The organism is Colwellia sp. 6M3 (assembly GCF_014077595.1).
Lineage (GTDB): Bacteria > Pseudomonadota > Gammaproteobacteria > Enterobacterales > Alteromonadaceae > Cognaticolwellia.
Genome location: NZ_JACGWF010000022.1, coordinates 1 through 12,876, shown reverse-complemented (window position 1 = coordinate 12,876; position 12,876 = coordinate 1). Strand labels below are relative to the sequence as shown.

Annotated in this window: 11 protein-coding genes; 6 read left to right on the top strand and 5 right to left on the bottom strand. The window is 38.2% G+C overall.

Annotation, left to right across the window (positions count from 1 at the left end):
* Positions 1-13 precede the first annotated feature (13 nt).
* The 4 genes from H4J50_RS06845 to H4J50_RS06830 form a co-directional block, all read right to left on the bottom strand.
* Positions 14-1,771, bottom strand: coding sequence for an OmpA family protein (locus tag H4J50_RS06845; RefSeq protein ID WP_182255300.1), 1,758 nt, complete (start codon positions 1,769-1,771; stop codon positions 14-16).
* Complete coding sequence (locus H4J50_RS06840) at positions 1,771-2,307, bottom strand: hypothetical protein (protein ID WP_108454795.1); 537 nt, start codon at positions 2,305-2,307, stop codon at positions 1,771-1,773. The genes H4J50_RS06845 and H4J50_RS06840 overlap by 1 nt, the downstream gene beginning before the upstream one ends.
* A 998-nt stretch (positions 2,308-3,305) precedes the next feature.
* Positions 3,306-4,271 carry a siroheme synthase gene (locus H4J50_RS06835; RefSeq protein ID WP_182255298.1) on the bottom strand — a complete coding sequence of 322 codons (966 nt, stop codon included), beginning with the start codon at positions 4,269-4,271 and terminating at the stop codon, positions 3,306-3,308.
* 67 nt (positions 4,272-4,338) lie between these two features.
* On the bottom strand, positions 4,339-4,821 hold the full coding sequence (locus H4J50_RS06830; RefSeq protein ID WP_182255296.1) for a putative 4-hydroxy-4-methyl-2-oxoglutarate aldolase: 483 nt from the start codon (positions 4,819-4,821) through the stop codon (positions 4,339-4,341).
* Positions 4,822-5,008: 187 nt separating this feature from the next.
* Here H4J50_RS06830 and prmA point away from each other — a divergent pair, with 187 nt between their 5' ends.
* From prmA to purD, 6 genes are all read left to right on the top strand, one after another.
* Positions 5,009-5,890 (top strand): 50S ribosomal protein L11 methyltransferase, encoded by an 882-nt coding sequence (gene prmA / locus H4J50_RS06825; RefSeq protein WP_108454801.1) that lies wholly within the window; start codon positions 5,009-5,011, stop codon positions 5,888-5,890.
* A 197-nt stretch (positions 5,891-6,087) separates the two neighbouring features.
* On the top strand, positions 6,088-7,065 hold the full coding sequence (dusB, locus tag H4J50_RS06820; protein ID WP_108454802.1) for a tRNA dihydrouridine synthase DusB: 978 nt from the start codon (positions 6,088-6,090) through the stop codon (positions 7,063-7,065).
* A gap of 5 nt (positions 7,066-7,070) precedes the next feature.
* Positions 7,071-7,358: a DNA-binding transcriptional regulator Fis gene (gene fis, locus H4J50_RS06815; RefSeq protein WP_044832893.1), complete on the top strand. Its 288-nt coding sequence runs from the start codon at positions 7,071-7,073 to the stop codon at positions 7,356-7,358.
* Between the two features lie 220 nt (positions 7,359-7,578).
* Positions 7,579-9,174 carry a bifunctional phosphoribosylaminoimidazolecarboxamide formyltransferase/IMP cyclohydrolase gene (gene purH, locus H4J50_RS06810; RefSeq protein ID WP_182255294.1) on the top strand — a complete coding sequence of 532 codons (1,596 nt, stop codon included), beginning with the start codon at positions 7,579-7,581 and terminating at the stop codon, positions 9,172-9,174.
* Positions 9,175-9,414: 240 nt separating this feature from the next.
* Positions 9,415-10,242: a class I SAM-dependent methyltransferase gene (locus tag H4J50_RS06805; protein ID WP_108454804.1), complete on the top strand. Its 828-nt coding sequence runs from the start codon at positions 9,415-9,417 to the stop codon at positions 10,240-10,242.
* A 65-nt stretch (positions 10,243-10,307) separates the two neighbouring features.
* Positions 10,308-11,594 carry a phosphoribosylamine--glycine ligase gene (gene purD / locus H4J50_RS06800; protein WP_182255292.1) on the top strand — a complete coding sequence of 429 codons (1,287 nt, stop codon included), beginning with the start codon at positions 10,308-10,310 and terminating at the stop codon, positions 11,592-11,594.
* A gap of 83 nt (positions 11,595-11,677) precedes the next feature.
* On the opposite strand, the gene H4J50_RS06795 is transcribed toward purD, so the two are convergent.
* Positions 11,678-12,421 carry a hypothetical protein gene (locus H4J50_RS06795; RefSeq protein ID WP_182255290.1) on the bottom strand — a complete coding sequence of 248 codons (744 nt, stop codon included), beginning with the start codon at positions 12,419-12,421 and terminating at the stop codon, positions 11,678-11,680.
* Positions 12,422-12,876: the final 455 nt, after the last annotated feature.

Sequence of the window (12,876 nt, the reverse complement as noted above, 5' to 3'; positions counted from 1 at the left end):
CTTAATTATTTAGCTAATTGTTATTTATATGAATAATATTAAACATAACGGTTCTTGCCTTAGTGCTTATCTCTTTAATATCTATTTTTCCTAGACCAGTAACAAACATTTGTGCTTTATCAATACCATGCTCTTGTAGCACATCAGCAGCATTGTTTGCTCTTTGCAGACTAATAATACGATTAGTCGAAGAGCTGCCAGTGTTATCGCTACTGCCTAATATGAGTAAACCAAAATTAATGTTAAGTGATTCTGCTAATGGCGTTAACTGCTCTATGTATTGATAAATTTTTTGCAGAGTCAGTCGCATTTCAGGTGTGACGGTTTGAGCGGCAACAGGGAAATTTAACTGAAGCGATGCTATTCGACCGATTATGTCGTTAAATACCTGCTGTTTAATTTGCTTACTTTGAGCTACAGCGTTAGATGACGTTAATTGCAGTTGTGCTGTGTCTAAATTATTACCGACTGTAAATCCTGCAAGTCCTAAAGCATTAAGTAATTGTTCAGTTTTGCTGATACTTAAGGTGCCAGCGAGTACAAGCATATTGTTTTGCCATGTAAAGTTAATATTAGGATAGTTGGCATTAATCCGGTCAACACGTTGGTGCAATATAGGCGCATCTAAAGAATAATAATTGCGTTCGATAAGTTTAACGTTAGCAGAGTTTATTGCATTAGCATTGAGCCAGTCAGAAATTTTTATGGCGTCAGGGTCGCGTAAAACGTCAAGTGTTATGGTATTAATATCGTCTATGTTAAGTTGCTTAATAATAACGCCAGGCTGTGCATCTAGCTGCATTATTTTTTCATGTAATTGCGAAGTTTTTAACCAATTTAAACCTTGGTAACCAGCGTATAGCATAATAAAACATACAATAGCCCAAGCAAACCAAGGTGTTTTTTTCTTACTGGAGGGTGCTGTTTTTTGCTCTGATAATAAGCAGTCGCGCAGTAAACTATCGGTTTTGTTGAATTGCTGATTGTCACCATCAAAATTATTGAGTTCTTCAAGATACAAACTATGAATGTTTTCAACAGTTATCTGTAATTGGTTACTGATACTTTGGGGAGGATTCCCGCTAACTGCTGCAACCACTAATGCACTTGGTCCAGGCTTGATCAATAAGGTGAAGTTTTCGGTAGTCACTGATTGTAATTGTTCTTTGAGCCGATCATCGTTGGTTAAAAACGAGTCACCCACAAAATCATTAATTGCTGTTAACATTGCCGATACAATGTCAGCATCACTTTTGCTTTCGTTATCCAATGCGACAGTATTGAGCAGTAGACCAGTCTCTCTGTGAATAAGAAAAACATGCTCAACCCGATAGATAAAAGTTTGCGAGGCAGCATATTGCGAGTAACTCACACCGCCTTGTCGGGCTTTAAATCGCCACGTTAGACCTTTTATTGTTAAACTATTCTCTATTAACTGATTGGTTCTTTCCATAAAGTCGCTGAGGAAAGCCGCAACTGATTTCCTCACTAAACTACCGACAATAGGATATAAAGAGATAACCATTTGTTCGCTATTGTGCGCGACAGAGATTTGCACCGAGTCTTCTACAAAAGGTTGTAATACTTTATCTACTGAATTGTCTTTTTGTTGCCTATCGTGCAGCGCTTCAGTGATAACTTCAGCTACTATTTTGCGCGCATCTTTTTTTAAACTGTCGGTAATTCTACTGTTGTCTTTACCTAACAGTAGCGTACGAACTTGTTCTAATTGTTGCGCTGACTCAGCTTCTTTTGCTGCATCGGTGGGCATTATAATTCATCATCTTCTAAATTTGTTGCCATAGTTGCTAGTAATTTAGCGAGTGTTTTTCTATCGGTTTTTGACGAGCTAAGTTCTTTTGATACGGATTCGAGGTGGGTTTTCAATTGCTCTAGCTGATCGTTGAAATTACGAGTAAGCGACTGACTTTCATTATCAAGTGCTTGTTCTATATTTTTAAAATCTTGTAGAGTGGTACTAGCAAACATTTCATGTTCTGATGATAAACTAGCAAGGTTTTTCTCAATTGAAGCTTCGTTATCGTCGTGACTTTTATCTGCAAGTTGTAATTGTTGCTCTAAATTAGAAAATCGTTGGTTAATACTTTCCTGCATTTGCGTTAGACGATCGTTAAAGCTGGAATTTTGTTTACTCAACGCGTGTTCAAGATCACTGCGTGTAGAGGCAATTTGTTGTTTTAGTTGTTGCTCAGCTGCACCAAACACAATTTGCCGAAGCTGATCAAGTTCATTTACTTGAGCTACATCTTGCTGTTGCTCTTTTTTGATATCTTTATTATTTGGCATCTATTACATTCCATTTATTAGACTTTTCTCTTTAATTCAGTGTAACTCAAAATTATAAAATAACCTGTTTTTACACATTTAGTTATTATAAACCAAGCTCTTGTCAGATTATTACACTTGTTTAGGGTTGTCTATCATTTGAGCGTAATGTGGTGATTTATTATCAATAAGATAGATTTCACTTCATAAAAAGCCATTAAAATTTTTACTTTGGTGATTCAAGTGATGAGACAGTGTGAATGGAGAGGTTGTTAATAAAAGGCCTATATTGAAGGAAATTAAGCCGAATACAGTTTGGGTATGTAAAACATTTCTTGTTGGTTAGCTGGTTTTTATAATGTTTACCATTCTGGGTTTGCCAAACGCAACCGTAGCCGTTTAAAAACAATATATCGCTGATACGGTAGCCTAGCAACAGTGACTTTACAGGCTGAAAATTGAGTTTTCCCTATTACACAGTCAATTAATACACGGAGATCTTTAGCGTTATCGGTGATCATATTAAGATACCCTTCGCAGCCGCATTCATCGGTGTAAGTTATTAGTTGGCGAATTTAAGGTGATATATTAATTAAATGATGACTACATAATGATAACTACATATATAAGTAGCATAAAACAATATAAATGTAAGGAAGCGTAAAGCTTGGAACTTAATCGACTATTGACGGTTCTATAGTATTACTTAGTTAATATGTTTACCGGTGAGTTACTTATGCAAGATGTTAATCAATTCCCCACTGCAAGCCCTATCATTGATCAAGTACATATTACTGCGGTATTTATGCTACTGGTGGCAATTTCACTTTTAGCATAAGCAAGCCTTAACTAGGCTGATTAAGTCATAATCAGCTTATTTTTGGTGCGTTATATGTCGATATTAGCCAAGCGATACCGTTTTAATGATGGGGGCTTCGTCCCTTATTACATTGCACGTGCACAATAGCATTATTTTTTAATGCGTTTATTTCATCTTACTCACTATCGAACTCAAATTATTAGCTGCCGCTATAAATATGTTTTTTTGCAATAACACTTTCAGTTAAGGTTTTATTGCTAGGTAGCTCTAATGTACCGTGCAGTAAATATATAACTTTTTCACCCTTTTCGGCTAAATCTAGCGCGTGCTGAACATTAATTAAAATACTTGATGATATATCTTGAGGAAATTTACTGGCGTCACGCCTGATGTATTCAATGATATCGGTATTAACTTCTTGATCGTAAAAAACGGCATCAGCAAATTGCATTTCTCTGTGCGCATTTAGTGTCAGGTTGTCAGGATTACCATCACCTGTATATATAAAGACTATTTCGCCATTTGGAGGGGGAACTTGAACTTTTAAACTGGCAATTAATTGTTGCTCAGCCGAGGTTGTTTCGCCAGCTAATATAGCTTCACCTATGCTACCTCGTAATGTGCGTTCCCAAAAAGTACGACGGTCACGTATGCTTTTCACCCGTGCTTTAACATGATCTCTGAATTTAAATGAAAATTCGGCTAACTTGCCATAACCGTTAGGTAACGTTTTTTCGATCTGCTCTCGTAACATACGTAAGAGAATAGGCGCACTACCAGAGCTAGACATAGCTATTATCATGGGAGTTCTATCAATAATGGCTGGCGTGATGTAGTTACAAAGCTCAGGTTGATCGACTACATTAGTGAGTAACTTTAGTTGTGTGCTCTCAGCTGCAACGGCGCTATTAACTTCGATACTGTCAGTAGCGGCAATAACAATATTGGCGTTGCTAAGGTGGCCTGGTTGATAATTATGCTTAAGCCAGGTCAATTGATGTAAATTGACTAGTCGTTCTACACTGCTATTCAATGTTTCCGACATAATAGTAATATCAGTGGTCGACTTTAATAATAAATCTATTTTGCGAGCCGCGACTTCACCGCCTCCTATTATCATAGCGTTAATGTATTTGGCGTCTAAAAATATAGGGAAGTACTTCATTGTTAATCTCTAACCTTCGGGGTCAATGTTAATTTTATCTGTGTTTAATGAATTAAGATGCTAGGCGTTAAAAAGATATTAATGTTGTACTGGTGGCTAAGCCATTAAGATCACCATAAATGTATTGACCAGGTGAAAAGCTTAACTCCGCAAAGTTAATTTGTTGGTTTATTTCGCCTTTACCTAACTTTTCAGTTTTTATAGGGCTACAACCTAATGCTTTTACTGCTATAGGTAAGGTGGCTATTGTGCCTGCATCACGAATACAGCCATTAATAACAATTCCTTGCCAACCATTTTTTACAGCCAACTCGGCTAACATGTCGCCAAGCAAAGCGTTTGTCATACTGGCTTTGCCATCAACAACCATCACTTTATTGGTACCGTCAGTGGCGACTAGCTCTTTAACTTTGGAATTATCGTTGTAACAACTCACTGTGACTATTTCGCCATGAAATATAGTGTTACCACCATAGTCTTTAAAAATAGGGGCGGCCAAAGAAAGCTTATCAGCGTGGTCGTCGAATAAATCGGGTAGTAAATCTAACATTTTTTATCCTTAAGGTTTGTTTAATTCAAGCAAGTAATTGTATTTAAATAAGGGGTGATTACTAAGCTTGTGATTTTTATGAACGCACTAAGTTACCGAAGGTTATTAGCTTAGTATATGGCTAAAGAAGCTATTTTGTCGCGGTAGAGAATGATAAACTAGCAAAAAAATTTTAATGAGAAGAAACATGCCCTGGATCCAGCTTAGATTAAGTGCTGATGAAGACACTGCCGAAAAATATAGTGATTGGCTTAGCGCGTGTGGTGCACAAGCCGTTACTTTTATCGACGCTAAAGACACACCTATATATGAACCTTTACCCGGTGACGAAGTTATCTATTGGAACAATACAGTCGTAATGGGCTTATATGATGCAAGTCATGATATGGATAAAGTACTTAATTACTTAAAAGGTATTCATCCAGATAAAGCCAATATGGCATACAAACTTGAGCAATTGGAAGACAAAGACTGGGAACGCGAATGGATGGACAATTTTCATCCGATGAAGTTTGGTCAACGTTTATGGGTTTGCCCAAGTTGGCGTGAAGTGCCTGACCCGAGTGCGGTAAATGTTATGCTTGATCCCGGCTTAGCGTTTGGTACTGGTACTCACCCAACAACGGCTTTATGTTTAACATGGCTTGATGGTTTAGACCTGGTAGGCAAAACCGTGGTCGATTTCGGTTGTGGCTCAGGAATTTTGTCATTAGCTGCGCTTAAATTAGGGGCGAAAAAAGTCATTGGTATTGATATTGACCCTCAAGCACTACAAGCCAGTTTAGAAAATGCAAAACGCAATCAATGTGAAGACCGCTTAGAATTATTTCTCCCAAAAGATCAACCCAAATTTAAAGCCGACGTTGTGGTGGCAAATATATTAGCAGGACCATTACGCGAGCTTGCTCCTGTGATAATTGAATATGTTGCCAGTAACGGCGTACTCGCTTTATCAGGCGTTTTAGAAGAGCAGGCTCAGCAATTACAAACTATTTATGGTGAGTTTTGTCAGATGGATCCGATAAAGGTTCAAGAAGAGTGGGTTCGCTTGTCAGGTGTTCGCAAATAGTTTTTTATAAATGTCTTAAAAAGTGAGCAGGTTTTGTTATCAAATTGTACAAAATCTGCTCGCATTAACACTTTATAAAATGTCAATATAAAAAACGTAAAAAAAAGCGCTTTTTGTTCAATTTATATCCTTTTCAATCCTAAAAAAAACGCGTAAACTTAGCGCCCTTTTGACTAGTAGCTCAAAAAAACAACAGCGTGAAGATAGGTCCATACACTTTAGCAAGCAATACTATGCTTGCACCCATGGCGGGAATTACAGATCAACCATTCAGACAATTATGTTGTCAGATGGGGGCAGGGTTAGCAGTATCAGAAATGATGTCGTCTAATCCAAAAGTGTGGAATACCGGTAAATCTCAACGTCGTATGTTGCATAGCGAAGAAGCAGGTATACGTTCCGTGCAAATTGCCGGCTCAGATCCTGAAGAATTAGCTTTTGCTGCTAGGTTCAATGCTGATAATGGCGCTCAAATTATTGATATCAATATGGGGTGTCCAGCAAAAAAAGTAAATAAAAAATTAGCAGGTTCAGCGTTACTGAAAGAACCCGCGTTAGTCGAGCAAATTGTTAAAGCTGTGGTTAATGCGGTAGATATTCCCGTAACGTTGAAAATTCGAACTGGCTGGTGTGAAAACACTCGCAACGGTATTGAAATAGCCAATATTGCTGAACATAACGGAATTCAATCACTAGCTGTGCATGGCCGTACTCGTAATGACTTTTATAAAGGTAATGCAGAGTACGACACCATAAAAGCAATTAAGCAAAGTGTGACTATTCCTGTTGTTGCTAACGGTGATATTACTTGTGCGGAAAAAGCGGAACAAGTGCTGAATTACACTGGGGCTGATGCCATTATGGTTGGTCGTGGTGCCCAAGGGAGACCTTGGATTTTTCGAGAAATTAATTATTTTTTGAAAACGGGTAGGCATTTGCCTGCTCCTTCAACGGATGAAGTACGTTCAATTTTAATTGGACACGTAATGGAATTACACAAATTTTACGGTGAATTTATGGGTGTACGTTTTGCCCGTAAACATGTTTCTTGGTACATGCAAACGCATGAACAAGGAAAATCGTTTCGTTCTATTTTTAATGCACTTGAGTCGGTTTCACAACAACTTGACGCATTAACTATGTATTTTGATAATTTAACTTTAGAAAGAGTCTGAACTTTATGTTTGAACAAAATATTTCCTCTCCATTTATTACCGGTGATCTACAAACTCAGACAAAGGCCTCGCCTTTACGCACACAAGCGAAAGTAGCTATTAAAAACTACTTGTCACAGTTAAACGGTAATGACGTTGATGATATGTACGACCTTGTACTTTCAGAAATTGAAGCGCCAATGCTTGAAGAAGTAATGCAATACACGCGTGGTAACCAAACCCGCGCAGCTAACTTATTAGGCATCAACCGCGGTACTTTACGTAAGAAGTTAAAAAAATACGGCATGAACTAAAAAGTACGACAGGTTAGCCTGTCAATTAAAAGCACCCTCGGGTGCTTTTTTGTTTTTAGAGATGTAAAAGTTATCCAGTTAGTCAACTTTAGCATCTAGGTCAGAGTAATAAAGCATAACAATGATAATGGATGTGTATTAGCGGACTACACCGCACTGCAGGCATCTGTTATAGGTAAGACAACCATTTTATTTTAATTTATAGGTAATTAGAAAAACCATGGATACACCACGCCCAATCAAACGTGCACTATTAAGTGTTTCAGACAAAACCGGTATTGTTGAATTTGCTCGCTCACTATCACAAAAAGGCGTCGACCTTTTATCTACAGGTGGTACCGCGAAGTTATTGGCTGAAAATGGCATTAAAGTAACAGAAGTATCTGAATACACAGGTCACCCAGAAATTATGGACGGCCGTGTTAAAACTTTGCATCCAAAAGTTCATGGCGGCATTTTAGCGCGTCGTGGTATTGACGAAGCAGTAATGACTGAAAATGACATTAATGCGATTGACCTTGTTGTCGTCAATCTTTATCCATTTGCTAATGCTGTTGCCGATGAGAATTGCTCTTTAGAAAACGCGATTGAAAATATCGATATTGGTGGACCAACGATGGTTCGTGCTGCTGCTAAAAACCATAAAGATGTCACTATTGTCGTTAATGCTCATGATTACGACCGAGTTTTAGCTGAAATGAATGCTAACAATGGTTCATTGGTTTATCAAACACGCTTTGATTTAGCCATTGCTGCCTATGAACACACTGCAGCATACGACGGTATGATCGCTAACTACTTTGGTAAAATGTTACCAGCACATGGTAGCAATGAAACCGTTGATTTAGAGAGTCAAAAATTCCCACGCACTTTTAATAGCCAGTTTATTAAAAAGCAAGATTTACGCTACGGTGAAAACTCACATCAAGATGCTGCATTCTATGTAGAAGCGTCTCCTGAAGAAGCATCGGTTTCAACCGCGAAGCAACTTCAAGGTAAAGCATTATCCTATAATAATATTGCTGATACAGATGCTGCTTTAGAATGTGTTAAAGAATTTGATGAGCCAGCATGCGTTATTGTTAAACATGCAAACCCATGTGGTGTTGCCATTGGTGATGATATTTTAGCGGCTTATGAAGGTGCTTATAAAACAGACCCAACGTCTGCTTTTGGTGGCATTATCGCTTTTAACCGTGAATTAGATGAAGAAACGGCACAAGCTATTGTTTCTCGTCAATTTGTGGAAGTTATTATTGCCCCTAGTATTTCTGATGCAGCGGCAAAAATTGTAGCCACTAAACCTAATTTACGTTTACTCGCTTGTGGCCAGTGGTCTTCGAAAACCACTGGTTTTGATTTTAAGCGTGTTAATGGTGGTTTATTAGTGCAAGACACAGACCAAGGTAGTGTAACAAGTGATGAACTAACCGTTGTTACTAAACGTCAGCCTACCACTGAAGAAATGCGCGATTTACAATTTTGTTGGAAAGTAGCGAAATATGTTAAATCTAATGCCATTGTTTACGTTAAAAACAGCTCGACTATCGGTGTAGGCGCTGGTCAAATGAGTCGTGTATATTCGGCGAAAGTTGCCGGTATCAAAGCTGCGGACGAAAACTTAGAAGTGGCAGGCTCGGTAATGGCATCTGATGCATTCTTCCCATTTCGTGATGGTTTAGATGCTGCAGCTGAAGCCGGTATTACGGCAGTAATTCAGCCAGGCGGTTCTATGCGTGACAATGAAGTTATTGCTGCAGCAGATGAACATAATATCGCAATGGTATTTACCGGCATGCGTCATTTTCGTCATTAATAAGTCTGAATGAGTAAACTATGCTCAGGTAATCCTTTTATCTGGGTGTAGTTATTCGGCTATCATTTTTACTAAATCGGTTGAAATTTGCCTGTTTGAAGTAAAATTAATATTTTGTGACATGTAATTAAGTTTAAATGCTGCTTTTTGTCGATAAGATAAAACTTTCGGCACTGAACATCTGGTAGAAATCTGCTATAACTAGCTTCTATAAAAATTTACTCGTTAATGGAAGATAAAATGCATACAACAGCTCAAACGTTCAAAAAAGTTTTTACCGCGTCAATCGTGTCTGCAACTTTATTATGTTCAGGTTTCGTTGCCGCTCATCAAGATGCTCATCATCAAGGCCAACTTGAAAAAGCTATTGCGGGCGATCACCGTTCAGCAAAAAACAAAGCACGTGATGAATACCGTCATCCAAAACAAACCTTAGAGTTTTTTGGTTTTAACCCAATGATGACTGTTGTTGAGATTACACCAGGCGGTGGTTGGTATACCGAAATTTTAGCGCCAGCCCTTAAAGGCAAAGGTAAGCTTTACGGAGCACATTACCCAGATACTGGCGAAGATAACTATTACAGTAATTCACGTAAACAATTAGTTAAAATGCTTGCGAGCAATGACGTTTTTAGTGAAGTTGAGTTAACAAACTTTATACCACGCCAAACAAGTGAACTTGCTCCTGCAGGTACTGCTGATATGGTATTAACATTTCGTAACCTACACAACTGGCGCGATGAAGGTGTCGAACAAGCGTTTAAAGATGCATACAAAGCGTTGAAAAAAGGTGGCATATTAGGTGTAGTAGAGCATCGTTTACCTGAAGGCGTTGACCCTAAAAAAGCAATCGGCTATGTTTCGCAAAGTAAAACGATTGAACAAGCAAAAGCGGCTGGCTTTACCCTTGCAGCAAGCAGTGAAATAAATGCTAACCCAAAAGATATGGCTGTTTATCCAAAAGGTGTTTGGACCTTACCGCCGGTATTACGTTTAGGCGATGAAGATAAAGCTAAATATATGGCGATTGGCGAAAGTGATCGCATGACATTAAAATTTGTAAAATAATATTGAACCGCTATGGTCTGTTTTTAATAGGCTATAGCGATTTAACAAACTAGGAATGTAATTGAATGAATGTTTTGGTCATTGGTAGTGGCGGTCGTGAGCATGCGTTAGCATGGAAAGCTGCACAATCATCTTCAGTAACAAAAGTGTTTGTTGCACCAGGTAATGCAGGTACGGCTACAGAAGCTAAATTAGAAAATATTGCGATCTCTGCTGGCGACATTCCAGCTTTAGTCAATTTTGCTAAAGATAATAAAGTTGCTTTAACGATTGTTGGTCCTGAACAACCGCTAGTCGATGGCGTGGTTGATGCTTTTCAAGCTGAGGATTTAATGATTTTTGGACCTAGTGCAAAAGCAGCGCAACTTGAAGGCTCGAAATCATTCACCAAAGATTTTTTAGCTAGAAACAATATTCCTACTGGAAGTTATCAAAACTTCACTGAAATTGAACCTGCTCTGGCCTATGTTCGTGAACAAGGTGCTCCCATTGTTGTTAAAGCCGACGGTCTTGCTGCGGGTAAAGGTGTAATTGTAGCAATGACACTGGCAGAAGCAGAAGATGCGATTCAAGATATGCTTGCCGGAAATGCCTTTGGTGATGCAGGACATCGCGTAGTAATTGAAGAGTTTTTAGAAGGTGAAGAAGCTAGTTTTATAGTGATGGTTGACGGAAAGAATGTTTTAGCATTTGCGACCAGCCAAGATCATAAGCGTGCATACAATGGTGATCAAGGTCCAAATACTGGTGGCATGGGCGCATATTCTCCTGCACCCGTTGTTACTGCAGAAATTCATCAACGTGCAATGAATGAAGTAATTATGCCAACGGTCGAAGGTATGGCTAGAGAAGGTGCGCCATATACCGGATTCTTATATGCAGGACTAATGATTGATACTGATGGCATACCAAAAGTGATTGAATACAATTGCCGATTTGGTGATCCAGAAACTCAACCTATTATGATGCGTTTAAAATCTGATCTTGTTGAATTATGTATGATGGCTTGCCGTGGTGAATTAGACAAAGCAACGATTGATTTTGATCCACGTCCGGCAGTGGGCGTTGTAATGGCGGCAGCTAAATATCCAGCAAGTTATCCAAAAGGCGATATTATTTCGGGACTAGATACTAATAAAGCATCTGATCGAAAAATATTTCATGCCGGTACAGCTGAAAAAGATGGTGCCATAGTTACCGCAGGTGGTCGTGTGTTATGTGCAACTGCATTAGGTGCTAATGTTACTAAAGCGCAACAGGCAGCTTATGAATTATTACAGCAAATTTCATGGCAGGGTGTTGAATATCGAACTGATATTGCATACAGAGCGATTGAGCGAGAACAAAGCTAATATAATCACTTAATAGCAGACAATAAAAAGCCCAGTAATTACTGGGCTTTTTCGTATTACAAACTTATTGTAAAGATATCAGCTTAATGCTTTAAATTAGCCAAGGTATCTTTATTGGCACCGCCAGCAATTGCAGCTGCAATGGCTGAGTCTTTATCAAAGCCAGAATCTATAGCTGCATTTACTATACCTTCGTATTGGTTATCTTTACTTTGAATAATCGCTGTTTTAACTACCGTGTCAGCCTGATTAGGGAATATAGCTAAAATATCCTTTACTATATTACTGGCTTGTTCAGGTATCGCAGTAATAGCTGCGGTGAGTATATTCAACATTTTACTAGGATAACTAGATGCGGTGTTATTGACGATGTTACTCGTATCGTAAGGCTCGGTTCGTATAGCGATTCGAACAATGTTTTCAATTTCACTAGGATTAAATTTTACAGCAGTATTAACTATCTCTTGAGCATATGCCGGTTCAGCTTTTATCGCTATTTCAACTAGTTCACTGCTTGGAGCAACTTTAGCTTTAATTGAATTAGCAATTACATCACAAGCCAAAACGGGTTGGGCTGATAACGCTCCTAACATAATTTGACGATACTCTTCAGGGTAGCGCTTAAAAGCAACTGCCATAACGGTATCTACTTTTTCAGGGTAACGTGAAAGTATAGAATGTACACTGCTTTGAATTGTTCTATGTTTCTTTACTTGTTGGTTTAATATCTTAGCTATTAAACGTTCCTGTTTATACTCAGCAATATCCTTTGCCATAACTGTACTACTAATGCCAGCAAGCATTAACAAGATGATTAATTTTTTCATTTGTTATGCTCTCTGAACAAACACTAAGGAAAGTTCCTGTATGTTTGTATTATTATTCTTATGTTTAAAACAATATAGAGTATAAATTACTATATATCTCCTGTTTATTTGTACATAAGAACAAATACTTTAAATAAACTGCTAGCCAAACTTGGCCAACTTCATACTATTTAGTCTGTAAACTAGGCAATTAGTTCAATAAAAAAGCAAACAAACACATTTTCGAAATTAAATGCATTTAGCGGTTGACGTGAGGTCAAAAATCTCTAAAATGCGCTCCAGTTCCAAGGGGTCACCCCAACGAACTGTTTTAATAAGTTATCTAGCACGGTTTAGGCTGAATTGGTTAACTTAACGTTTTAAAGATAGGTTTTGAAAGTTTTAAAAACTTTTAAAATAAATTCAAATAAAACGTTGACATTAAAACTGAGTTGCGTAGAATGCGCATCTCGCTT